Origin of the sequence: Luteibacter pinisoli (genome assembly GCF_006385595.1) — a bacterium.
Classification (GTDB): domain Bacteria; phylum Pseudomonadota; class Gammaproteobacteria; order Xanthomonadales; family Rhodanobacteraceae; genus Luteibacter; species Luteibacter pinisoli.
Map to the genome: position 1 here is coordinate 2153438 of NZ_CP041046.1, position 23115 is coordinate 2176552.

25 protein-coding genes are annotated in these 23115 nt (G+C 62.4%); 9 read left to right on the forward strand and 16 right to left on the reverse strand.

Going from position 1 to position 23115, the window contains the following annotated elements:
* Positions 1-70: 70 nt before the first annotated feature.
* On the reverse strand, positions 71-619 hold the full coding sequence (locus FIV34_RS09785) for a methylated-DNA--[protein]-cysteine S-methyltransferase (RefSeq protein WP_139982109.1): 549 nt from the start codon (positions 617-619) through the stop codon (positions 71-73).
* 123 nt (positions 620-742) lie between these two features.
* On the opposite strand from FIV34_RS09785, the gene FIV34_RS21100 reads away from it, so the two are divergent.
* From FIV34_RS21100 to FIV34_RS09800, 3 genes are all read left to right on the forward strand, one after another.
* Positions 743-1165 carry a helix-turn-helix domain-containing protein gene (locus tag FIV34_RS21100; protein WP_211352741.1) on the forward strand — a complete coding sequence of 141 codons (423 nt, stop codon included), beginning with the start codon at positions 743-745 and terminating at the stop codon, positions 1163-1165.
* Positions 1158-1841: a nucleotidyl transferase AbiEii/AbiGii toxin family protein gene (locus tag FIV34_RS09795; RefSeq protein WP_139982112.1), complete on the forward strand. Its 684-nt coding sequence runs from the start codon at positions 1158-1160 to the stop codon at positions 1839-1841. Before FIV34_RS21100 ends, FIV34_RS09795 begins: the two co-directional genes overlap by 8 nt.
* Positions 1842-2003: 162 nt before the next feature.
* Entirely contained in the window at positions 2004-3173 is a 1170-nt protein-coding gene (locus tag FIV34_RS09800) for a lactonase family protein (protein WP_139982115.1), read from the forward strand.
* A gap of 109 nt (positions 3174-3282) precedes the next feature.
* On the opposite strand, the gene FIV34_RS09805 is transcribed toward FIV34_RS09800, so the two are convergent.
* A complete protein-coding gene (locus tag FIV34_RS09805; RefSeq protein WP_139982118.1) occupies positions 3283-4452 on the reverse strand; it encodes a suppressor of fused domain protein in 1170 nt (389 codons plus the stop codon).
* Positions 4453-4650: 198 nt separating this feature from the next.
* On the opposite strand from FIV34_RS09805, the gene FIV34_RS09810 reads away from it, so the two are divergent.
* Positions 4651-5328 (forward strand): type 1 glutamine amidotransferase domain-containing protein, encoded by a 678-nt coding sequence (locus FIV34_RS09810; protein ID WP_139982121.1) that lies wholly within the window; start codon positions 4651-4653, stop codon positions 5326-5328.
* Positions 5329-5363: 35 nt separating this feature from the next.
* The gene (locus tag FIV34_RS09815; protein WP_139982124.1) at positions 5364-5663 is read left to right on the forward strand and encodes a putative quinol monooxygenase; all 300 of its coding nucleotides are present in this window, start codon (positions 5364-5366) and stop codon (positions 5661-5663) included.
* 37 nt (positions 5664-5700) lie between these two features.
* On the opposite strand, the gene FIV34_RS09820 is transcribed toward FIV34_RS09815, so the two are convergent.
* A complete protein-coding gene (locus FIV34_RS09820) occupies positions 5701-6714 on the reverse strand; it encodes an aldo/keto reductase (protein ID WP_139982127.1) in 1014 nt (337 codons plus the stop codon).
* A gap of 245 nt (positions 6715-6959) precedes the next feature.
* On the opposite strand from FIV34_RS09820, the gene FIV34_RS09825 reads away from it, so the two are divergent.
* Positions 6960-7706 carry an SDR family oxidoreductase gene (locus FIV34_RS09825; RefSeq protein WP_139982131.1) on the forward strand — a complete coding sequence of 249 codons (747 nt, stop codon included), beginning with the start codon at positions 6960-6962 and terminating at the stop codon, positions 7704-7706.
* Between the two features lie 65 nt (positions 7707-7771).
* Here FIV34_RS09825 and FIV34_RS09830 read toward each other — a convergent pair whose 3' ends face one another.
* Complete coding sequence (locus FIV34_RS09830; RefSeq protein WP_139982134.1) at positions 7772-8692, reverse strand: LysR family transcriptional regulator; 921 nt, start codon at positions 8690-8692, stop codon at positions 7772-7774.
* Between the two features lie 172 nt (positions 8693-8864).
* Here FIV34_RS09830 and FIV34_RS09835 point away from each other — a divergent pair, with 172 nt between their 5' ends.
* Positions 8865-9092, forward strand: coding sequence for a hypothetical protein (locus FIV34_RS09835; RefSeq protein ID WP_139982137.1), 228 nt, complete (start codon positions 8865-8867; stop codon positions 9090-9092).
* Positions 9093-9102: 10 nt separating this feature from the next.
* Here the strand turns inward: FIV34_RS09835 and FIV34_RS09840 are convergent, their stop codons facing one another.
* Both FIV34_RS09840 and FIV34_RS09845 read right to left on the reverse strand, forming a co-directional pair.
* Positions 9103-9681, reverse strand: a complete 579-nt coding sequence (locus FIV34_RS09840) for a helix-turn-helix domain-containing protein (RefSeq protein ID WP_139982140.1) — start codon at positions 9679-9681, stop codon at positions 9103-9105.
* Between the two features lie 2 nt (positions 9682-9683).
* Positions 9684-10124 carry a YybH family protein gene (locus FIV34_RS09845; RefSeq protein WP_170207564.1) on the reverse strand — a complete coding sequence of 147 codons (441 nt, stop codon included), beginning with the start codon at positions 10122-10124 and terminating at the stop codon, positions 9684-9686.
* Between the two features lie 200 nt (positions 10125-10324).
* Here FIV34_RS09845 and FIV34_RS09850 point away from each other — a divergent pair, with 200 nt between their 5' ends.
* Positions 10325-12634, forward strand: coding sequence for a TonB-dependent receptor (locus FIV34_RS09850; RefSeq protein ID WP_139982146.1), 2310 nt, complete (start codon positions 10325-10327; stop codon positions 12632-12634).
* A gap of 322 nt (positions 12635-12956) precedes the next feature.
* On the opposite strand, the gene FIV34_RS09855 is transcribed toward FIV34_RS09850, so the two are convergent.
* Genes FIV34_RS09855 through FIV34_RS09870 form a run of 4 tightly spaced genes read right to left on the reverse strand, consistent with a single transcriptional unit; the run spans position 12957 to position 15342 of the window.
* A complete protein-coding gene (locus FIV34_RS09855) occupies positions 12957-13268 on the reverse strand; it encodes a PH domain-containing protein (protein ID WP_139982149.1) in 312 nt (103 codons plus the stop codon).
* 20 nt (positions 13269-13288) lie between these two features.
* On the reverse strand, positions 13289-13741 hold the full coding sequence (locus FIV34_RS09860) for a hypothetical protein (protein ID WP_139982152.1): 453 nt from the start codon (positions 13739-13741) through the stop codon (positions 13289-13291).
* A gap of 39 nt (positions 13742-13780) precedes the next feature.
* Positions 13781-14557 (reverse strand): hypothetical protein, encoded by a 777-nt coding sequence (locus FIV34_RS09865; RefSeq protein WP_139982155.1) that lies wholly within the window; start codon positions 14555-14557, stop codon positions 13781-13783.
* Positions 14554-15342, reverse strand: coding sequence for a hypothetical protein (locus tag FIV34_RS09870; protein WP_139982159.1), 789 nt, complete (start codon positions 15340-15342; stop codon positions 14554-14556). The genes FIV34_RS09865 and FIV34_RS09870 overlap by 4 nt, the downstream gene beginning before the upstream one ends.
* A gap of 246 nt (positions 15343-15588) precedes the next feature.
* On the opposite strand from FIV34_RS09870, the gene FIV34_RS09875 reads away from it, so the two are divergent.
* Complete coding sequence (locus tag FIV34_RS09875) at positions 15589-17601, forward strand: OPT family oligopeptide transporter (RefSeq protein ID WP_139982162.1); 2013 nt, start codon at positions 15589-15591, stop codon at positions 17599-17601.
* A gap of 51 nt (positions 17602-17652) precedes the next feature.
* Here the strand turns inward: FIV34_RS09875 and FIV34_RS09880 are convergent, their stop codons facing one another.
* The 6 genes from FIV34_RS09880 to FIV34_RS09905 form a co-directional block, all read right to left on the reverse strand.
* A complete protein-coding gene (locus FIV34_RS09880) occupies positions 17653-18729 on the reverse strand; it encodes a hypothetical protein (protein WP_139982165.1) in 1077 nt (358 codons plus the stop codon).
* An 81-nt stretch (positions 18730-18810) separates the two neighbouring features.
* Positions 18811-19611 carry a polysaccharide deacetylase family protein gene (locus tag FIV34_RS09885; protein WP_170207565.1) on the reverse strand — a complete coding sequence of 267 codons (801 nt, stop codon included), beginning with the start codon at positions 19609-19611 and terminating at the stop codon, positions 18811-18813.
* Between the two features lie 14 nt (positions 19612-19625).
* Entirely contained in the window at positions 19626-20429 is an 804-nt protein-coding gene (locus FIV34_RS09890; RefSeq protein WP_139982171.1) for a formyltransferase family protein, read from the reverse strand.
* Positions 20430-20513: 84 nt separating this feature from the next.
* Entirely contained in the window at positions 20514-21131 is a 618-nt protein-coding gene (locus tag FIV34_RS09895; RefSeq protein ID WP_139982174.1) for a hypothetical protein, read from the reverse strand.
* A 149-nt stretch (positions 21132-21280) separates the two neighbouring features.
* The gene (locus FIV34_RS09900) at positions 21281-22339 is read right to left on the reverse strand and encodes a hypothetical protein (protein ID WP_425462914.1); all 1059 of its coding nucleotides are present in this window, start codon (positions 22337-22339) and stop codon (positions 21281-21283) included.
* Between the two features lie 90 nt (positions 22340-22429).
* The gene (locus FIV34_RS09905) at positions 22430-23080 is read right to left on the reverse strand and encodes a glutathione S-transferase family protein (RefSeq protein WP_139982177.1); all 651 of its coding nucleotides are present in this window, start codon (positions 23078-23080) and stop codon (positions 22430-22432) included.
* Positions 23081-23115 lie beyond the last annotated feature (35 nt).

Sequence of the window (23115 nt, forward strand, 5' to 3'; positions counted from 1 at the left end):
AAGGCCCATCGTACAGGTCGCCACGGGCTACAACGCTATGACAATGTATTCGTTAGCGCCGGCCCTTGGGTTACACCCGCCTGACATTTCTTTCGAGACCGGGTGGTGCGGCGAGCGAACCCTCGTGGCGTAATAACCACGCCTTGGCATCCAGGCCGCCAGCAAAGCCCGTCAGCGTGCCGTTGGTGCCGATGATGCGGTGGCAGGGCGCGATGATCGAGATCGGATTGCGTCCATTGGCGGCGCCCACGGCGCGGGTCGCGGTGGGACGGCCGATCTGTTCGGCGATCTGCGCGTAGGATCGCGTCTGGCCGTAAGGCACGTTGAGCAACGCGGTCCAGACATCCTTCTGGAATACCGTGCCGTGGAAATCGAGGGGCAGGTCGAATGTGAGTCGCTCGCCGGCGAAGTATTCATCCAGCTGCCGCGCTACCTCGACCAGCACAGGGTGCTCCGGCGACTCGCCCGCGATCGGCAGTGGCACCCGTTTCGGATCGTCATTTTCCCAGAGGATAGCTGCGAGCCCGCCGTCGCTTCCCACCAGGCGCAGCCGTCCCACTGGCGTGGGCAAGGTCTTGAAGACGTAAGTGGCGCTGGACGGTTTGTGGCGCGTGGCCATGGGTCTGGTTACACCGGCGATCAGCTGGGACTGGATGGGGTCGGCACCCATGGTATGTGTTCGAAGCCTCGAGGCAGTGTCGCGTTAACGTGACATTTGGTCAAGATGTCGTATATTCGATACATGACCATCCCAGATCCCGTGCTCGAACCCCTTCGTGACCTCGGCCAGTTGCTTCGGACCGCACGTACGCACATGGGCCTGACGCAGGCCGCGGTCGCGCGGGCGGCAGGAGTCGGACGGCAGAAGCTCATCGAAGTGGAGCAGGGTAGGCCATCGGTCGCCATGGGTACCTACGCGGCGGTGATGCGCGCCCTCAACCTGATTCCGACGGCTGGAGAACCGCTGATCGTCATTGACGACTTTCCACAGTTGAAGCGACTGGCGTGGAATCGACCGGGAAAGCGCACCATCGCCGAGCCGGATGCACTCGCACTGTACGAACGCAATTGGGACATGGTCGATCGCGATTCGATGAGCGACAAGGAGCGTCGACTGCTCGATGACCTGGTGAATCGCTATGGGAACGGAGTACTGCATGTTTGAGCGGCCGCATCACCAACGCATTGCCCACGTTCTGCGTGCCCTGGATGGGCGCCTCCTGAAGCAGGCCCAATGCTACTTTGGCGGCGGAACGGCCATCGTTCTCCAGTGCGGCGAGTACCGGGAGTCTGTCGATATTGATTTTCTTTGCGCAGACGCGGTTGGCTATCGGAGTCTTCGTGAAGCCATCGCCCCGCCAACACTGGGAAGCCTTCTCCGGAAACCCATAAAGCATACGCGCGATGTTCGCACTGACCGCGACAAGATCTCCACGTATCTCGATGTCGACGGAGTGAATATCCGTTTCGAGCTCGTGCGCGAAGCTCGCATTCCATTGGAGCCAAGCTCGCTCGACATCGAGGGAGTGCCGGTCCTCGCCAACGTTGATGCATACGCTGAAAAACTGCTGGCCAACGCCGATCGCGGCGTCGATCGCTCGACCATGAGCCGGGACATCATCGATTTGGCGATGATGATTCACACATGGGGTCCAGTCCCCCGTGAGTCGGTGCACAAAGCTGAGTTGGCCTATGGCTCGTCGGTTCGGAGGGCATGGGAAAAGAGCGTTTCACTCGTTTCCGACGAGACATATCTGGCAAGGGCGGTAGAGGCTATGTCGATGGACGAATCGCTGGTGGCGGTTATCCAGGAAAGCCTTGAACGGGAGTGGGCAGCCTAGGTTAATAGCCGGATGGGGCGGAGGGTTCCCTAGCGGCACCTGAAGGCTTTCCACGCTTCACTTTATGAGGCGTAGGTCGCATTTTTGGCGTGGCGCTGTAACCCGTTGGGATCGCACGACGAATGGTTAGTGAGCCTTCCGGCTCACATCGGAGATCCCACCATGAAGCTCATTCACACCCTGGCGGCCAGCATCGCTGGTGTACTGGCGGTTGGCACGGCCCATGCTGCCGAACCGTCCTTTAGCCTGCCGCGGTTCGACTCGCCCTATGTTTACGTTCTCTCCAACGATATCGCTGCCAATAGCGTGGCGGTACTGAAACGCAACTTCTTCGGTGGCCTGGAGAAAAAGGCCGTTGTATCCACGGGTGGCAAGGGGGTCGGCGTGGGTACGACAGCGCCGCCGCCCGACCCGCTTGGCTCGCAGAATGCCTTGCTCAGGAGCGCCGATGGACGGTGGCTCTATGCCACCAACGCCGGTAGCAACCAGGTCTCCGTCTTTGCGATCGAGGGCGGCCGGCTGAATCTGGTCGACGTTCAACCCTCGGGCGGGTCGTATCCGGTAAGCGTCGCCGAGCGAGGCAATCGCGTATACGTTCTTAATAGCGCTGGCACATCCACGGTCACTGTGTTCCAGCTGACGCCAGGCGGCCAGCTTGTCGCGCTACCTCAGGAGACGCGGCTCATCGGGACGGATGCGCCCCTGGTCGGAAATCAGCCAAACGTAGGCATGACACCTGCCCAGGTTCAAGTCTCCCCAGATGGTCGCTGGCTGGCTGTGTCGGTAAAGAATGCCGGTGCCAAAGGCTGGTTCGAGCTGTTCGCCCTGGATCGGGCAGGCGTACCCGCCACGGATCCGGTCATTTCCCCGTCTAACGATCCGCAGCCATTTGGTTTCGATTTCGACGACCGGGGCTATCTGGTCACGTCGCAAGCGGCCGGATCGGCGGCGTCTTCCTATTCCGTGGGTCGCGATGGAACGCTGAGCGCGGTGTCGGCGGACGTGGCAAATGGCCAGGCGGCAGCCTGCTGGCTGACCGTTTCAGGGCGTTTTGCGTTTACCGCCAACGCGGGGAAGGGCGATATCAGCGCCTACCGAATCGGTCGCAACGGCTCGTTGACGCTCCTTGGTTCGGGCGTGGCAGGAAAGCTGGAAGCCGGCGCAGCGCCGACGGACATCAAGGCATCGGCGGATGGTGCTTTCATTTATGTGGGTAACTCGCTCGGAGGTAACGTCGATACCTTCCTGGTGCTACCTGACGGGCATTTGTTGCAGGTGGGCAATACACCGGTCTTCGCGGGTGCCGCAGGCATGCAGGGCCTGGCGCTATAGAGCTTGTTCACGTGAAAGAGGGGCATCGACCGAGCCGTGCCGGCTTGGTCGATGCAACTTCCATATGTGCGCATAATGTATATTATGTAAGATAATGCCGACAGGGAAATCAGGGACTTCCTACAATCCCATCGTTCCCTATATCCAACGTCGTTTCGAAGGCATGTTTCGAATCAGCTCCCCACGCCCTGATCCTGATCCTCGCGGGCACGACGCTTCGGCCTTCGTACTCGGGTGACGCCGAATACTGCGATACCGTGCCGGCCACGAGACGTTGTCGCACCATCTCGTCGATCGCGGCTTTCTTCGCACGCGTTCCGATTGGTCCATAAACCGTGTTAACCGCAGCATCTTCTCCGCCGAGTTCCAACGGAAAAAGATGGATCCTTTCCAATCGTCCCGCTGCCACATGGTGCTCGGCGACGTCCCTGGAAACCACCTCGGCGAGATCCGGCGCGTCGCCACTGAGCTCGTCCGCGGACGTGACAATGCCCAAGACCGATGGGCGATTGCGCATACTGAACTGCCCGACACCGCCGGCGACTAAACGATCGAGGAGTGCGCCACGCCCATTGGTCTTTGACCAGGCCATTTCCTCATCGGTGATCGTGGTGGCGACCAGTAGATCCATGGTCCCGTTCGGCAGTGTCGTGCCGGGTGGAAGCGGCCCCACAGCATTCGCGATCAACAGGTTTAACCAGTCGCTCGGGCCTATCTGGACGCGCTCGACCGTCAATCCGTCGTACTTCCGTACACGTTCAAGGATCCCGGCGTCACCGCAAAGCTCCGCCTGCGCTACCCACTCCACGATCCCAAGCGGCCATGTCGCGTCCTCGCTCGCAACAACAGCGATTTCATAGCCGTACCCTGCGGCGCCTGCGGGCGCGATTGTGCGTGACTTTTCCCTGAGGGTGGATTGTGTGGCTGCTAGCCGGCCTTGGCTGTCCTGCGTCGACGAGATGTTGGTGGCAGCAACGCCCGTCGGCATGTCTGGGTTCGATAGTCCGAAGGTCGTGTAGATCCGAGCGCCTGGCTTCAGACGATCTGCAGGTACGACGAAGATTCCTCCGCCGGGCCAGACGCCAAGCAGGTGTGCAATTTTGAGGATGTCATCGGGAAGCGGTCCGAAGTGTGTTTGATAGAAGGCCGCTCGAGCGGCATACACTTCCTGCCAAAAGTTGTCCTCCGCATCCTTGTTGCCATTCAGGCCTGTTGCCACACGCTCCGCCGCCTTATCCCCACCGAAGACCGAACGCAGCCTGTTCCAAAGCTTATCCATGCTTATCGCCCTGATTTTGTTAGATGCCCGCCGGTGCGGACGTCCCGGTGGATCATAGGCCAATCGACCTGGACCGCGTCAACGGGAACGGATTTACCAATCTTTCCCCGAGAGCCACAGCTATATCCCGTGAGATGGCCTCTTCGGCTACCAAGCCCGGCGCCCTCCTCTCCCCAGCCCATCGACGGAGCCACCACCATGCGCGTCAAGCACGTTCTCTGCATCGCGACTAATACCGCAGTTATCGGCAATTTCGAGCGCACGACGGGGTTCTTCTTTCCCGAGATCGCGCATCCGTTTGAAGAGCTGGAGGGAGCCGGCGTCGCCGTCGAGTTTGCCTCGCCGCTCGGCGGGATTGTTCCGCATGATGGGTACGACGGCTCGGACCCGGTACAGAAGAAGTTCCTGGAAAGCGCTGCCTTCCGCCGCTTGCAATGCAGCCGCAAGCTCTCCGAGGTGGACGTCCTCGATTACGACGCGATCTTCTTCCCGGGTGGCCTGGGGCCCATGGTGGATATCTCGAAGGACCGCTACGTGAAGCGCGCCGTGTTGCGGGCCTGGAACGGCGGCAAGATCGTCTCGGCCGTGTGCCACGGGCCAGTCGCCTTCCTCGGCGTTCGCTTCGAGGACGGCACGCCCTTTGTCAAAGGCCGCAAGCTGACCTCGTTCTCCAAGGCCGAAGAGGATGGTTACGCAGCGCGCGACGTCGATTTCGACCTGGAAGGCGTGCTGCGCGAGGCCGGCGCCGAGTACACCTGCGTGGACCCGTGGCAGCCGCACCTGATCGTGGATGGTCGCCTGATCACGGGACAGAACCCGGCTTCCGGCACCATCGTCGGCAAGGCGATTGCCGACGCCCTGGCCAAAGTCGATTAACCTCCAGGCTTTCGCCCCCCAAAGGAAATGCCGCCATGTCGTCGAAGCAAGTGAAGGTGATAGCCGTCCTGACCGCCAAAGAAGGCAAGGCCGGCGAACTCGAAGCATTGCTTCGCGGCATGACGGCGCCCTCGCGCGGTGAGCCGGGCAATGTGCACTACAACCTGTGGCGGCACCGCGAGACGCCTGGCGTGTTCGTGATCGACGAGCTGTACGCCGATACGGCCGGCGCCGAAGCCCATCGCGCGAGCCCGCACTACCAGGACTACCTCGGCCGTATCAACGACCTGGCCACGCGCAACCCCATCCCGCTCGAGGCGGTCGACGCGCTCTAAGCGCGTGCGTCGCCGCGGGGTGCCCTTCCCCTCCCCCTCAGTCGTCGCCGGGCAACGGCGCATCGGGCGCCACCAGGCCTTCCTTGCGCAGCTCCAGCCAGAACGAACGCGGCACGTGTTCACGCATGGCGTCCTTGTCTTCGGCGATGCGACCCGGATGGCTTGCGCCCGGGATGACCGCGGCGACGGCGGGATGGGCCAGGCTGAACTGCAGGCCGGCCGCCTTCATGCTCACGCCGTGCGCATCCGCGATACCGCGGATGCGGGCAACCTTGTGCAGGATCTCCGAGCTCGCCGGCGCATATTCGAAGTGCTTGCCGCCCACGAGCGCGCCGGAACTGTAGGGACCACCGACGACAATCCCCAGGCCTTCGCGTTGTACGGTCGGCATAACGCGCTGCAGGGCCTTGCTGTGATCGAGCAGCGAGTAGCGGCCGGCGAGCAGGAAACCATCCGGGCGCGGCCCTTCCAGCTCCAGCAGGATCTCGATGGGTTCCACGCGGTTGACGCCAAGGCCCCAGGCCTTGATGACGCCTTCATCGCGCAGGCGGTCGAGCGCGCGGAAGGCACCCTTGCGTGCGCTCTCGAACTGGGCGAGCCACTCATCGCCGTAGAAATCCTGTGCTACATCGTGGACCCACGCGATCTCGATGACGTCGGTGCCCAGGCGCTTGAGGCTTCCCTCGATGGACCGCAGGGTGGCGTCCTCGGAGTAATCGTTAATGACCTTGTTGGGCAGGCCGTAACGGAACACATCGCCCTTCTCGCCGAAGTCGCGGCTGTTCACGTCTTCGACCTCGTCGAGGACGATGCGACCGACCTTGGTACTGATGACGTAATCCTCCCGGGCATGGCCGGCGAGTGCCTTACCGAGGCGGATCTCGGCCAGGCCAGCGCCATACAGCGGTGCCGTGTCGTAGTACCGGATGCCGTGGCCCCAAGCGGCATCTACGGTGGCCTGGGCTTCGTCCTCGGGAATGTCGCGGAACATGTTGCCGAGCGGCGCGGTGCCGAAACCAAGCGGGTCGGTGATCAGGTCTTTCAGGGCCATGGGGCGCTCCAGGGGCTGACGTGAGGGCGGCGTAGCGTGTGACGCTAGCACCGCGCACGTACACTGGATTGTTAAAGGACGCCGAATTCACCCGCCCACAAGGGCAAACCCCGCCCAGTCCAAGTACAAAAGTCACTTCATCGTTTTTTGAGCAGATGTTTCTCGGCTTTCCCATATTCACCGCCCGAATGGTTAGGCGCATCGTTCTCCTCGTCCCGCAATCAACCCAACGAGGAGTACTCATCATGAAGCTCAACAACAAAGTCGCTTTCATCACCGGCGGTACGTCGGGCATTGGCCTGGAGGCCGCGAAGCTCTTCCAGCTCGAGGGCGCCCACGTGGTGCTGGTCGGCTCGAACCAGGACCGCCTGGCCGCCGCGGGCGCTGCACTCAATGGCAAGGCTCTCCTGATTCATGCCGATATCCGCAAGGTCGCGGACATCGAACGTGCCGTCGCTGAGACCAAGGCGACATACGGCCACATCGACGTTGTGTTTGCCAACGCAGGTGCCACGACGGTAGCCCCGCTGGAAGCTGTGACCGAAGCATACGTCGCCGACAACCTGGCGCTTAACTTCTCGGGGACGTTCTTTACGATCCAGAAGGCTGCCCCCGTCATGACCGAGGGCGGAAGCATCATCGTTACGACGTCCTTCTTGAATACGATCGGATACCCGGGCCTTTCGATCCTGGCGGCGACCAAGGCGGCGACGCGGTCCCTGGTTCGCACCCTGGGCGCTGAACTGGCGCCTCGCGGCATCCGCGTTAACGCCCTCAGCCCGGGTGCCATCGCAACGCCTTTCTACAGCAAGGTGGGCTTGCCCGACGCGGTGCTGCAGGAAGTCGCCGCCGGCATCACGGCGAAGACCGGTCTGAAGCGCTTCGGTGAAGCCGCCGAGGTGGCGAAGGCCGCGCTCTTCCTGGCAAGCGACGACTCGTCTTACACCACGGGCGCCGAGCTGGTGGTCGATGGCGGTCTGACGCAGTTCTGACGTAACGCTGCAAACCACGCTGCAGCCCGTCGTACCGATTGCCATCGAAGACGGCGGGCTGCGTGCTAGATCTCAGGAGTGCGCCCAAAGCTGGCGAGCTCGGCGCGAAGTTTCGGCACGGCGAAATCGATGAAATGGCGAAGCTTCGCGGGCATGATGTGGCGGGAGATGTGCACCAGGTGCACGGGTAACGGCTCAACCTCGTACGCTTGCAAGATATATTGCAGTTTCCCGGCCTTTACTGCTTCGGCCACGTCATGCTCGAGCACGAGCGTCGCACCGATTCCATCGATGGCGGCGTCCACCGCCGCATCCGGTGAGAGCACAAGCAAGCGCGGAACAACCGCCACCGTAAAGGTCTCTTCCGCGCCGGGGTTTCGGAAACGCCAGGGCGAAAGATAGGGGCTATCGAATACGGCGCAGGGAAAATCTCGCAGGTCTTCCGGCGTCTCCGGCCCACCATGTTTCTCGAGAACGCCCGGGCTGGCTACGACCACGACCCTGAGTGCCCCGATGCGCGTCGCGACAAGGCTGCTATCGCGCAGGCGGCCGATCCGAATGGCGACGTCGGCATGCGCATCGACAAGGTCGACGTTTCGGTCGGACTGCAGGAGCCGGATTCGTACGTCCGGGTACTGTGCCAGGAACTGATCGATGACCGTCAGGACTCTCAACCGCGCAACCTGCACGGGAGTGGCGACGACTAACTCGCCTCGCGGGGTCTGGAACTCACCGGCGGCGCGGCGTTCCTGCTCATCGACCTGCTCCAGGATCTGCTTCGCCGCGGCGACGTATTCATTGCCGGCGTCGGTCAGCGTGAGCTTTCGGGTGGTTCGGACGAGCAGCTTCGTGCCCAGGAGCGCTTCAAGATCGTTGACGTTTCGCGTGAGCGTGGAGACCGGAATCCGCATGCGTCTCGCAGCCGCCGACAGGCTCCCCAATTCCACCGAGGAGACCAGCATGGCCATGGCTTCGAGTCGGTCCATGTTGCTCGCCGATGATAAAGCGGGGAATTATATCCAGCCTCCAGTCCGTGGTTGCAGGCGAGCCGCCTTCCGTCCGGGGGGTACTGGGACAATTTGTCCCGATTGTATGGGGATTGTTTCTGGGTAGCATGCTTTAAAGCCAACCGCTAAGCATCTGCCCGGAAACATTAAAATGATCGATTGGGTCCCCATCATCTTCATTGTCTTCAAGGCCCTGGTCTTCGGGACGGGCATGTTTTTCGCTGTAAAGTGGCATTACGACCAGGGAAAGTTGGGCCGCCACAAGGAGCGGCGCCGGGTGTTGCGCCTGGTCGGCACGACGGTAGCCATCTTCGTGCCGTTGGTGGTGGGGCTGCTGTACGCCACCTTTTACGTCTGCGGGAAGCTGGGTTTGACCTGAAGGCGATGGCCTAGTCCTTGAATATCGCCGGCGTCCCCACCCAGATCATGCGCACCTCGGTTTTACCCGCATTACGCATGCTGTAAGGATGGCGCTGGTCAAAGTGCGCACTGTCTCCCGCCTTAAGTACGAACTTCTTCCTGCCCACGGTCATTTCCAGCGTGCCGCTCAGGATGTACCAGAAGCCCTCGCCTTCCCTGTGGATGGTCGGCGCGACGAGGCCGGGCGGGACGATGAGCCGGAGCGCTTCCATCTTGCGTTCGGCATGCCGGCCACTCAATCGCTCGTAGACCACGGGTGATTCGAGATCGAGTCGCTCGTGTTCGCCGGCGCGGCAGACAATCTGCCCCGGCGTGGGGACCCCGACGAAGTAATCCACGTCGACATCCAGCGCTCGTGCAATGGCTTCGAGCGACAGGAGCGATGGATGGGCGAGGTTCCTCTCGACCTGCGAGAGGAACGGTATGGACAGCCCTGAGCTGGTGGCCAGCGCCTGCAGGGTGAGACCGAGGCCTCGCCGTCGGTCACGAATCGCCGAGCCAATGCTCAGCCCCGCAGCATGCACCGGCGTCCCCTGTGCGCCGGCCATACTCAGGAGCTGTGGTCGCTGCTGATGAGCCAGCGGCCGCCGACCTTGTGGAACAGCAGGGTCGTCAGGCCGGAAACCTCGGCGCCCGTGTCCGGCTTGAGGTGGTAGCGGCCGACCACGAACGCGTACTGGGAGCCGAGGTCTTTGACGTCGATCAGTTCCAGCGTCAGCTTGCCGAAGCTGGCACCCGGCTTCTTGAAGCGCGTCACATACATGGTCTCGATCGCTTCGTAGCCCACCACGGTGCCGCTGGCACTGACGTAGCGGGTGCTGGGCGAGTGCTCATAGCACTCCATGAAGGTTTTCAGGTCACCCGCGGACCAGGCGGCGGCACTGGCGTCGAGCGTCTGCTTGATGGCCTGGGCGGTCGGGACGGCCGGCGTTTCAGCCGACACGCTGGCGGCCAGCGTCACTGCGCTCGCGGCGCAGAAAAGAACGGACATGGTTTTCATGGCACCCCATTAATTGGACCGTTTGGATGTCTATCTGCGACTGCAGCCCGATCGTATCGTAAAAGCTTGACGTCATCAAAACTTTTTGATCTGATCGAAACAAGCCATCGTGCGCCGCAGCATAGCCGTCTGGATGGCTATCCATTCCGTGCCAGGGGACCTAGGGCACAACCGACTCCCGGGGGAGTTTCATGAACCACGATTTCAAGCGCACGTTGCTCTATTCCGCCCTGTTGTCCGTGGCCTTGGCCGCAGGCGCCGCCGAGGCACAGGACGCGACCACGCCCGCCAACGATAAAAAGAAGGCGCAGGCGTCGGATACGCCCCAGACCCTCGAAGGCATCACGGTGACCGCCGCCAAGCGCGAGCAGGATATCCAGAAGGTGCCGATCAGCATGACCGCACTGACGGGCGAGCAGCTGGAGCGCCAGGGTGTAACCAGCCTGGTCGATCTCGCCCGTATCGCACCTTCTCTCACCGTCGTTTCGTCAGGCCCGGGTTCGAACAACCTGATCATCCGCGGTATCTCGTCCAGCGCCGGCTCCGCGGCGACGGTCGGCTACTACCTGGATGACGTGCCCATCGCGGCGTCCAGCAATGCCGCCCTGCTCTCCACGCGTGGCGTGATTGATCCGTCGGTGTTCGATATCGAGCGTGTCGAGGTGCTTCGCGGGCCCCAGGGCACGATCTACTGCTCCAGCTCCATGGGCGGCACGGTCAAGTACGTGACCAACCAGCCGGACCTGGACTTCGTCGAAGCCCGCATCAAGACCGATGTCTCCGGCACGTACCATGGCGGCCCAAACGCCAACGTCAATGGCGTGCTCAACATTCCGCTGCTCAAGGACAAGGTCGCCCTGCGCGTCTCTGCCTACTATCGCGATGACGACGGCTATATCGACCGCTACCGGATCTCGCCGACCAACTATCTCGAGGCGGACCCGGACAGCAAGAAGAAGGACAACGTCAACACGTTCAAGACGTATGGCGCACTTGCGGCACTGCTGATCAAGCCGGACGATACCCTGACGATCACGCCGAGCGTCATCTACCAGTACTCCAGGCTCGGCTCGCCGTTTACCTACGACAAGATCCCGGCGACGCTCAGCGACCCCTACCAAGTGCGCGATGTCAACGAAGCGAACGTGCAGAAGTCGACGATCTCGAACCTCGCCATCCACAAGCAGTTCGACGCGTTCGAACTGATGTCGTCATCCTCGTACTTCACGCGCGACGTCAACATCCGCGACGATAGCTCCAAGGTCATCAACTACTTCTTCGGCCTGCCCAGCGTCTACCCGACGACCATGTACGGAAGCTACAAGAACAAGGAGTTCACCGAGGAAGTGCGGGCCACCAGCAAGTTCGACGGGCCGGTGCAGGCGATCCTTGGCGCCTTCTACCACGATGTGCGTGCGCCGCTTTCCTCGTCCATCCCCTACCCCGACGGCTTCAACCAGGCCTTCAATACGCCGTTCCCTGATTACTCGACGATCTACGCCGGCGCGCGCAACGCCACCCTGCACGAGTATGCCGTGTTCGGTGAGCTGTCCTGGAACATCACCGATAAGCTGAAGGCCAGCGCCGGCATCCGTGCGTTCGAGGTGAAGCAGGGCTTCGCGCAGAGCGGCGACGGCCTCCTCAACGGCGGCCCGAGCACCGTACATAGCAGCTCGAAGGACTACGGCAGCACGCCGAAGTTCACGCTGCAGTACCAGGTCAGCCCGGACAACATGGTCTACGCCACGGCATCCGAAGGCTACCGTCCGGGCGGCCCGAATAACCCGGCGCCAGCGGCGCTGTGTGGCTCGGAGGTCGAAGGCCTTGGCCTCAGCCAGTCGCAGTTGAACAAGTACAACCCGGATACCCTGTGGAACTACGAGCTGGGCTTCAAGAGCTCGATGCTGGACCGGCGCCTGCTGATCGACGCGTCCGTGTATCACATCGACTGGAAGCACGTGCAGCAGCAGATCGTGCTGGGTTGCGGCTACAACATCACGGCTAACTTCGGCGATGCCGTCAGCCAGGGTGCGGAGCTGGAGATGAAGTTCCTGCCCATCAACTCGGTGACCCTGAGTGCCGGATTCAGCTACAACGACGCGCATCTGAAGAACGACGTGCCTGGCACCTCGGCGAAGGATGGCGACCGCCTCGTGAACGTTCCACGTTTTACCGGCTCACTCGCGGCCGAGTATCGCCACCGGGTCAACGCCCAGTACGACGGCTTCATGCGCACCGATATCAGCTACGTGGGTGATTCCAACTTCCTGTACGACCGGGAAAGCCCGTTCTACCGCCGCAAGGGCTTTGCCACCACCAACGTCCGCGTGGGCATGGAAGGCCGTAATGGCTTCGATATCTCGCTCTACGCCACCAACCTGTTCGACAAGCACGGCGAGACCGACCTTCCCGTCGCCATCTCGGCCGACCTGCCGACGACGCGCCGCGTGGCACTTAATCAGCCGCGTACGATTGGTGTGACCTTGCAGTATCAGTACTAAGGGGCATCGGAGGCGCCGCGGCAGGTTTGTCGCGGCGTCAGCGCCTCACTAATGCATATCTTCGACCGACCAGGGCCGGTGAACGCCAAGGAAAAAGGCAGTATCGTGCGGCCTGACGAAGACGAGCAACCGTTGGCCGACCTCATCAGTGCCGAGCAAGGTGACCGTTCGACCTAAGAACTTGGACGTCCGACGGATCGTGTCCCAGGTTGCATGCGATGGAATATAGATAACCTCACCATCGACGTCTGCCTGATCGAATGCTTTCCCTGCTACGTTCATCGTGTCCTCGGTGCGACCACAGGTGTTCTGGTATGTCGGCTTAGGGCAGGCGTCTGAGCAAGTCCGCCTCGATGGATTCCAGTAGTGTTTGGTCGGACTTTCCATCATCTCTGACAAAATAGGTGCCCTTGAGTCCGTCATGACAGATGGCTATCGAGATTGCGTTGAAGCGAAGGACCCAACGTCGGGAATACACTTCATCAACTTCTTCGATAGGCACTCCATCCCAGTGCTTCTCAAGATATTTCACCAGCGAATCAAAGCCATCCCACGTCTGATCCGCCCAGTAGTGGTATAGGACGCGTCCCGATTCATCGATGCTCTTAGTCAGGGCTGGTACTTCTTGATTCATGGCGAGAGTCCAGCTATTGGCTAGGGTAAATTCTCTAATGGCCTGACAAAGTATCGACGTTGCCCTTTGATTTCAACAACTTGAACGCGCAATTTCCTTCGTTCCCGATCGAGGTGAAAGTAGCCAGTTTTGGGGGGTGAGTCGAAGTCAAATGCCACAACTGATGGGTGCTTGTCGTCTGGGTCGTAGTCGTAGTCCTCGTGCGCGACGATCGAACCATGTTTTATGAAAAGAATCTTTTGAGTCAGGTCTCGGTAAAAGGGGTATGGCATTCTGATCTTTGATTCGATCGTTTCGGATGATGCAGACGCGTCAAAAACGAACGCTTCATCCCAAGAAAAGTCAGTGACTTTCGATGCATCAACCACACACGTGGTTACGCCCCGGCACTGATGCACAAAACCATCTGCAAATCCGCTCAGGATTTTCTGGCTGCTGCAGCCTGCCAGACTTAAGAAAATGACAACGAGCATCCTCAGTGCCATAGATTGGGCTCTCCTATCGATCGATTGTCAGCCACCCTTCGCGCGTAATTCCTTGATGTAATTCAGCTCACCCAGCGACTTCGGCTCGTTTGGCATCAAGGCAAGACAAGCCTTGTAGGCAGCCTCAGCCTCGTCGAGGCGCTTGAGCTCAACAAGGTCGTAACCCTGGCCGCGGAGGGATTTACAGTGGAACTCGGTTTTCTCCGAGTCGCCCCAACCGTCCATCAGGTCCAGAAAGCCTGGCACCGTCTCGTAGAGAGCCAGCGATTCGGCGAAGCGCCCTTCCATCTGATAGACGTAGGCGAGTTCGGAGGCGTATTGCGCGTCGCGTGGCGACAGGGCGAGAGCCTTCTTCAGTTCGACCTCGGCTTCGGGAAAGCGGTTCATCTCGCTATAGCCGTAGCCTCGGCCCCAATACGCCATGGACCATGCCGGGCCCACATCGATGGCACTGCCCTTCCCCTTGACGGAATGCTTCACAGCCGCCTCCGCCAGGTACATCAGGCCCTGTGTCATCCCGCGTGCTGAAAACACCACATCACCGCTATGGGCATAGCGCTTCTCGTAACGCGTCACAACGTCGGTCAGCGGCCCGTCGATCGACTGCTGGATCTTTCCCTCGTTGATCTGGACGACGGCATCGACAACGGTCTTCATGTCGGCCTGGGCCTCGTCGGACTCACCGTTGAGCGTGATGTTCTGTTTAACCGTGACGGTGTCGTCCGCCTTCGCCGTTGACGAAGCGACGGTCCCCACGATAGCGATCAGGCCCGCGGATGCCGCGGCGCGCAACAAAGGCATCATTGTTTGGCTTCTTTGGCCCGCAAGCCCTTGATGTATTCGAGCTCGCCGAGTGATTTTGGCTCGCCGGGAATCAAAGCGATGCACGACTGATAAGCCTTCTCGGCCTCATCGAGTCGGTGGAGTTCTACGAGGTCGTAGCCCTGGCCGCGGAAGGCTTTGCAGCGGAACTCCGTCTTCGTGGCCTCATCCCAGTCCTCCATGGTCTCGATAAACTCGGGGACTTTCTGGAAAAGCGCGAGCGAATCAGCGAAGCGATGCTCCATCTGGTAGACGTACGCCAGCTCACCGACGAACTGCGCATCCCGTGGCGATAACGCGATGGCCTTCGCCAGCTCGGCCTCCGCTTCCGGAAACCGCTTCAACTCGCTATAGCCGTAGCCTCTTGCCCAGTAGGCCTTGGCCCATGCAGGGCCGACATCAATGGCCTTGCCCGACCCGTTGCCTGCGCCGGCGATATATTTCGTGGCTTCAAAGGTCATGTACATCATGCCCTGCCCGGGGTTCCGCGCTGAGAAAACGGCGTCCTTGCTCTTGCCGTACGCCTTTTCATAGCGGTTGACGACATCGGTCAGCGGGCCGTCGATGGCCTCCTGGACCTTCCCGTCGCGCATCGCCATGACGGCGTCGTGGACTTCCTTCTCGTCGGCCAGCGACTGCGCCGAGTCCGCGTGAACCACGATGGCGTAGTTCTGCCTGGCCTTATCCTTGGCAGGTGCGGCGGGGGTGGCCCCTGTCCCCAGCACGGCGATAACGCCGGCGATAATCGCGGGTCGCCATGGATGCATCGTCGTCTTCCTCGCCTGCATCATTGTTTTTACTCACTTTCCCTAGGGCCAGTGAATATCACGGCGCCAGGAGCGCGGCAATACAGGCGAGGGATCCAGACCCCGCCGCCCATTGCGATTCCGGCTCATTCCGGCAACCCTACCCCCTGGCCCGCCACCGGAGGCGGGCCGACCACAACCGCGCCTGCCACAACCGCGCCTGCCAAGGCGGCCAACAAGGGACCACCACATGACCGGACGACTTTCGTGAGCGGCAAGACACTTCCAACCGACCATCGCAAGGAGCTGACCGTTCGCGGCCTCATCCTCGGCGTGATCATCACGGTGGTGTTCACCGCTGCCAACGTCTTCTTCGGCCTCAAGGCCGGCCTGACCTTCGCCACGTCGATTCCCGCGGCGGTGATTTCCATGGCCCTGCTCCGGGGCTTCAAGGATTCCACCATCCAGGAAAACAACATCGTGCAGACCATCGCCTCGGCGGCGGGCACGTTGTCTTCGATCATCTTCGTGCTGCCCGGCATGATCATGATCGGCTGGTGGGCGGACTTCCCGTTCTGGACCTCGTTTGCCGTGTGCGCGCTGGGCGGCATCCTCGGCGTGATGTACTCCATCCCGCTGCGCCGTGCCCTCGTCACCAACTCGGACCTGCCCTACCCCGAAGGCCTGGCCTGCGCGGAAGTTCTGAAGGTGGGCAGTGGCGACGACGCCGATGCCAACAGCGTGGACGAAAGCCGCGCGGGCCTGCTGGCCGTGCTGTGGGGTTCCATCGCGTCGGCCGCGTTCGCCGTGGTCGTGGCCACCCAGGTGTTCGCCAGCGACTTCGTGCGCTACTTCCGGGTCAACGACAAGGGGGCGGTCAGCGGCTTCGACTTCAGCCTCTCTTTCGCCCTGTTCGCCATCGGCCACCTTGTGGGCCTGTCGGTGGGCATCGCCATGCTGATCGGCGCGATCATCGGCTGGGGCTGGGGCGTGCCGCACTTCTCCATGCTCGGCGACCTGTCGCAGCCGATGGCCGATCTCGCTAACGGGACCTGGAGCACCAAAGTGCGCTTCATCGGCGCCGGCGCGATTGGTGTGTCGGCCATCTGGACGCTGGCCAAGCTGGTGAAGCCGGTGATCACGGGCCTCACCTCGGCCATGGCGGCCGCCAAGGTCCGCAAGGCCGGCGAGGCCCACACCCTGCCGCGCACCGAGCGCGACATCCCGATTGGCATCGTCGGCCTGATCACCCTGGCGTGCTTCATCCCCATTGCCTGGCTGCTCGGCTACTTCGGCACCTCGGCCGGCCTGGGCGCCCACGTGGGCGTGCTGGCCATCGGCGGCGTCGCCTTCGTGGTGCTGATGGGCTTCTTCGTTTCCACCGTGTGCGGCTACATGGCGGGCCTGATCGGCTCGTCCAACAGCCCGCTGTCGGGCGTGGGCATCCTGGTGGTCATCGCGGCCGCGCTGCTGCTGGTGGCCTTCGTAAAGCCGTATGTCGGCCCGGATGAAGGCAAGGCCCTGGTGGCCTTCGCGCTGTTCATCACCTCGGTGGTGTTCACCGTGGCCGCCATTGCCAACAACAACCTGCAGGACCTCAAGACCGGCCAGCTGGTGGACGCCACGCCGTGGCGTCAGCAGGTGGCCCTGGTGGTGGGTGTGATCGCGGGCGCCGCGGTGATTCCGCCGGTGCTGGACCTGATCAACAAGGCCTACGGCTTCGTCGGTGTGGCCGGCGCGGGTGCCCATGCGCTGCCGGCGCCGCAGGCGGGCCTGATTTCCGCACTGGCCCAGGGCGTCATCACCGGGAACATCGACTGGAGCCTGATCGAGATCGGCGTCGGCATCGGTATCGCCATCATCGCCATCGACGAGATCCTGGCGCGCACGACCAAGGGCGCGCGCATTCCGCCGCTGGCCGTGGGCCTGGGCATCTACCTGCCGACCGTGAGCACCCTGATGGTGGTCGTCGGTTCGGTGGTCGGCTGGTACTTCGACCGCCGCGCCGATCGCTCGGCACGCCCCGAAAGCACCAAGCAGCTGGGTGTGTTGCTTGCCTCGGGCCTGATCGTGGGCGAGAGCATTGTCGGCGTGGTGATTGCCGCGATCGTGGCGTTTGCCGACAAACTGGGCTTCAGCAACCTGCAGGCGCCGCTGGCCCTGGTGGGTGCGGATTTCGGCGAGAAAGCGCAGTGGATCGGCGGCATCGTCTTCGCGCTGACCGTGCTCTTCCTGTACCGCTGGGTGGCCCGCATGGCCAACGGCATCGGCAGGAAGTGACTCACGAGGTCGCGCCGTGCCTGAGCCGGGCGCGACCGCTCCATGAAGGCGCTAGTGCCCTGGTGCCTTCGCCTTCCCCACCAGCGTGTGGAATGCCGCCGTGGTATCCGCGTCCGTGAAATCGCAGTGGCTGTTGCCCGTGGCGGGCAAGACGGTCAGCCACTTGCCGTTACCGGCGGCGCGAACCTGGTCGGGATAGACGCCGTGGAATCGCGACGGAATGGTCGGGTCGAAGGTGTTCCATTGCATCACCAGCGGTATGCCTACGTGGCCAGTCAGCGTGACGTTTTGCTGGGCGTAGGACATGGCGCCGGGTGAACCGGCGTAACGATGGATTCGCCGGTTGAGGTCGGTATCGTCGCCATAGCCCTTGTAGTCCGTCTTGCGGTTGTCGACCGGCATGCCGCCTGCGCGCCCTTCCAGTTCGCGAAGTGCCATGTAATAGAGCGCGAAAAGCGGGGGCAGCGTCTCCGGCGTTTCCTGAAGGCGCTTTTCCAGCAAGGCCGCCTGTGCCGGGTGCGCCTGCATCGCTTTGGCAATGTCATCGGGCGAGATGCCGGGTGGCGAGGCCGGGGCGGCGAGGTCAGGGATCACACCGGGGATCAAGGCGTCGAACGCGGCGAGAGGCTCGACCACGCCACGCGCCAGGAAGTCCGGCGTCGACACCGTCAGGCCACAGGTGATCATCGCCCCGGTGTAGGCGTGCGGATAGCGCTCGATGCTGGCCGCCGCGGCCAGCCCGCCTAGCGAGAAGCCGTAGAGGTAGGTATGGCCGGGGCGCGCGTAGGTCTTCTCGAAATACTGGCGAAGACGCTCGTTGTCCGCGATGGCGTCACTGACGGCCCAGCCCTGCGACGCGAACTGGCTCTGCGCGACCGCATAGCCTTCCTTGAGAAAGACGGACGTGGCGTCGGCGGGCTCCATGGGCGTCGCGTTAGGCGCGCCGACCGGCTGGTAGCCGTGCATCAGCATCACCAGATCGCCGTTCCACTTCTCCGGAATGTCGATGCGGTAGTTGGCATGTTCCAGCGTACCCGCGTGCATGCCTGGCGGCACGTCTGCAGCAGACGCGCATGCCGTGAAGGCAAGGCAGGTGACGAGGGCATAAGGCAGTGCGGCGCGTTTCATGCGTTGTCGCTCCTTGGGTCGGATTCACCAGGTTCTGGGACAGCACCCCGGGGCCGATCATAGTAGGAACGCGTCAGCAAGTTACTCCGGCGAGGCGCCGGCTGAATCGCGATGCGATGGCACGCGCTCGTGCAGCAGCCGCTCGCGGGCGAACCGGTAGACCGGCCCGGCGAAACGCTTGAGCGGCTTCTTGACGTTCCACGCAGCCCACTGCTTAAGCCGCGCCCCGCCCTGCCCGCTGGCCAGTGCCAATGCGTAAGCGGGCGCATGCTCCCGCAGCAGTGCGTAGCGGCCCAGCACGGCGCACGTGCCGCTATGCCATGGACGCATGGTGGGCTCGGAGGTGAACAAGGTGCGGATGCCCGCAGCCTCAGCGGCTCGCAGCACGTTGGCGGACATGAAACCGCCGGGTACAGAGGCTGTACGCACCGGCTCGCCGAGCACCTGCTCGAGCGTGTCGACGCTTCGCCGCCATTCGTCGTGCAACGCGGGCGCATCGAGCTGGGTGATGTTCGCCGGGTGCGTATGCGAGTGGCTGCCGATCAGGTGGCCGCCCTGGCGCAACGCGCGCAGTTCGTCGGCGCTCACGAAGCCGGGCGAGCCAATGCGGGACGTAGTGATGAAGAAGCATCCACGGATGCCCCGCTCGATCATGGCCGCTCCGGCGGCGGATGCGCTTGCGCCGCCGTCGTCGTAAGTCAGGAGGCAGCCGTCGTACCGGCCGCCGGCCACGGTATCCGGGTTCGCGAACGCGGTTCCCGCGGCACGCAGCGCATCGAGGTGGGCGAGGAAGTTTGCCGTATCAAGCTTGTAGTGGGCCGCCGCGCTACCCGCGAAGCCGCTGTCGTCCCACCGGCCGGGGGACACGACATCGTGGTACATGAGGGTCGCCAAGCTCATTCGGCGGGCGCTACGGCGGGTTGCCGGGCCAGGGCGGCACGCTTCCAGCGCAGGTAGCGGCTCAGCCATGGCTGGCCCCACACCCCGCTTGGCCGGCCTGTCGTGTCGAGGGGCCGGGCCGTGCCGGCCGCGATGTCCCGGATTCGCTGGGCCAGGGCGTCCAGGTTCTCCAGGACCATTCGGTACTGCACCCGCACATGCGATTCGCTGGCCTCGTCGAAGGCATAGGTGAAATAGCCATAGACCGGCCCGGTGTCGACGCCGGCGTCGATGCGCAGCAGGGTGAGCCCCACGTTATCGAGGTCGCGCTCGGCCAGGGCCCAGAAGCAGCCGTGGGCATTCCGGTACTCCGGGCAGATGCCAGGATGCATGACCAGGCAGCCCTGCCGGGGAATCCGGTAGATCCGCTTCGAAAGGAGCTGCTTGCTGCGGGCAATCATGATGTCGGGCTGGCAGGCGGCGAGGAAGGTCGCCACCTCCGGCGCATTGGCGCTGGAAACGCGCAGTTCGGGCACGGCGGGTACGTCGCCGAAGCGGCTACGCAGGGCCGCCAGGCTGGCGTCCATCCACGCGTGGTCCGCGGCCGCAAGCCGGAAGCGGTAGTAGAACCGCATGGCCAGCACGTCCAGCAACCGCCACGGCCCCACGCGTTTCAGTTCCCGGCGGACGCGCGCCTGCTTCTGCTCACCGGTTTCCTCGATCAGGACGAGGCCGGCCAGGTCCGAAAACGACGCCAGCCACGCCGCAAGGCCCTGGCGGTCAAAGGCATCTTCGGCGTGGCACATCAATACCGTGCGCATGGATCGCACCCAGGTGGAAGGCGGCCTATTCTGGCGCCGCCCCACCCGGTGTGCGATTGGTCGAAGGGCCTATATCGAATACGGTCAGGGACTCTTGGATCGTGACGCGCGGCGCTCCCTTGCGCGCCGCTGCTGCCGGCTTTCCGGTAACGAGGGTGCCAGGCGCGCGTCTCGTTGCGAGTCACGCTGAAACGCACGCTTGCGATCGCGCCGGTCACGCTGCTCTTCCGCGAAGCTAAACGGCCCCCACAAAAGAAAGCCCATCAGCGGCATATATTCAAGGAGCCGCAACAGCGTGTCCTTCCTGCCGATCAGCGTTCCACCAATGCTTGTGCCGGGGGATCTCGCGCTGTAGACCACTTGCGCTTGTTGCGGCTTATGTGGGAGATGGCAATTGAGGTCATTGCCATCTCCGGACGAGGAATCACCTGTATAACGCAAGCCGGACACGAGGTATGCATAGGTATAGTCGTAGCCGGACCTGCCGCAACCAATGCTCGTTACGTTCCCTGTGACCTGCACCCCGTCATACGACACCGGAAGAATGGTGAACTGCCAGAATCCGATGCTTCCGACGGTGAAAACCAGCCAGACCACCAGCATCGTCTTCCAGGATCGGGTGTAGTAATAGATAACGGATCGCCACCAAGGCCGCTTCGCCTCGGCAGCGACCACGGTGGTTCCAGACTCGACCGGTTTCACGCGCGCGTCCTCTCCCCTCGGTTAACGGCACGATTATCCAGCCGGGCTCGGCTGATGACCAGCCTCGCCACCGAACCGACTACCAGCGAACATGCTGTAAAACGCAGAAACCCCCGGGATGTCACCACCCCGGGGGTTTCGCGACATGCTTAGTTATTTTCGACGAAGCTGATGTGCGGCGTGCTGCCGCCCGTCGCCGTGCAGGTGCCTAGGGTCAGGTTGTTCTGCTCGTACGTGGTGCCGGCGTTACCAAGGCAGGACGGTGCCGAGGTGCTGCCATCATTCGGGGCCACGTTGACGGTGACCTTCGACCCGCGGTTGAACGACACGACAGGATTGTCGCTACCGTTGCCGAAGATATTGAACTCCGACTGATGCCAGATGCGGTTGATATTGAGCGTGGTGGCGGTCTGGCTCACGCTCTTTGCCGTGCCATTGACCGAGAAGGTCACCGTATCGACGCCGCCCGACGTCGCCGAGCCCGTGAGGCGGATGGTGCCGATGTTCTTCACCTGCACCAGGGGCACGGTCACCGCGTTGCTGTTGCGGTAGCACGCCAGCTGGTCGGGGTAGGAGAACCAGCCCGAGGGGCAGCCCACGGAGTTGTACTGCGACTGGTTGCCGGCGAAGAACCAGTCCTGGATGAAGGCGACGGGCGTGCGCCCGTTGCTGGGGTCGCCATCGCTATCGGTGGAGTAGATGAATTGCTCCCACGTCTGGCACGACGAGTAGCCAAACTGCGAACACGTGGTGGGGTTGCTGCCGATGTCGGTATTGATCTGCAGCGAGTAATCCGCCGTGCCGGTGGTGACGCCGGTAACGGTGGGGAACGTACCCACGGCCGACTTTGTCAGGCCGCTGGTCCGGGCAGCGTAGTCCGTGCCATTACCGACGGTGAAAACGCTTTCATTGCGTGCCGTGGTGGTCAGACCATTGCCGTTCGGGTTCGGTGGCACGGACACAAACGACGGCGGAGCCTCGCACTGCTCTGCTTGCCAGCCATTGCTGGGGAACGTGGCGTGGAAACAGCCTTCGACATTCGGCGCTTGCTGCTTGATCGTCTCATTCCACGACGACATCGCCTGGGCCCGCGCTGCGGCGGCGATATCAAACGATTGCTCCGCCGCTGACGCCATCGTCAGCGAACCCGCGCCCATCAACGCCACAAGGATGCCCGTAGTTACCAGGTACTTCTTGTTAGAAGCCATGCAACTCCCCTTCCTGAAAGGTGAGTGCGGTCAGCCTCGATTCCCTACTTACGTAATAACACTGAGAACTTTCTCAAGTACCGATTGGGGTCACACTTTGGGCGCTGCGTGACGTTGTGCGTCTGCGGCATTGAAGAAGGTGATCTGGTCATGTTGGGCTTTCATGAAGGCAGGACGTGCCGTGATTCGTGCCACATAGGCTTCCGTCGCGGGCCGTGTGCCGAATGTGCGTACCTTCGTCACGCGAAGCACATCCGCCATGAGCAGGTCGGCGAGGGTGAAACGATCGGCAGCGAGCCATTCCCTCTCACTGAGCACGCGCTCCATATGGTCGAGTCGCTGTGCGAACCATTCGGTGAGTGCGGGGTTGCCTTCTCCCGACAGGGAGAAAAACCACCAGGGCACGCTCACCATCTCAATGGAATTCAATGCGGCTAGCGCCCACTGTGTCGTTTCGGCCCGACCGCGATTGTCACGGGGCATCAGGGCTTCGCTCTTTTGCCCAAGATGGAGGAGGCATGCCCCGCTCTCGAATAGCTGCACATCGCCATCGTCGATGAACGGCACCTGGCCAAAGGGTTGGCGGCCAAGGTGGTTGGTCTGGCGGTCATCGAACGCAACGGTCTTCACGCTATAGCTCAAACCCGCCTCTTCACAGGCCCAGCGCAAGCGCAGGTCGCGTACGAAGCCACGCGGACCTTCAGGAACCCAATCGAGCGTCCAGATCGTGAGGTCAGTCATGCTGCTATTTACCCTGAGCCCACGACGCAGTGCAA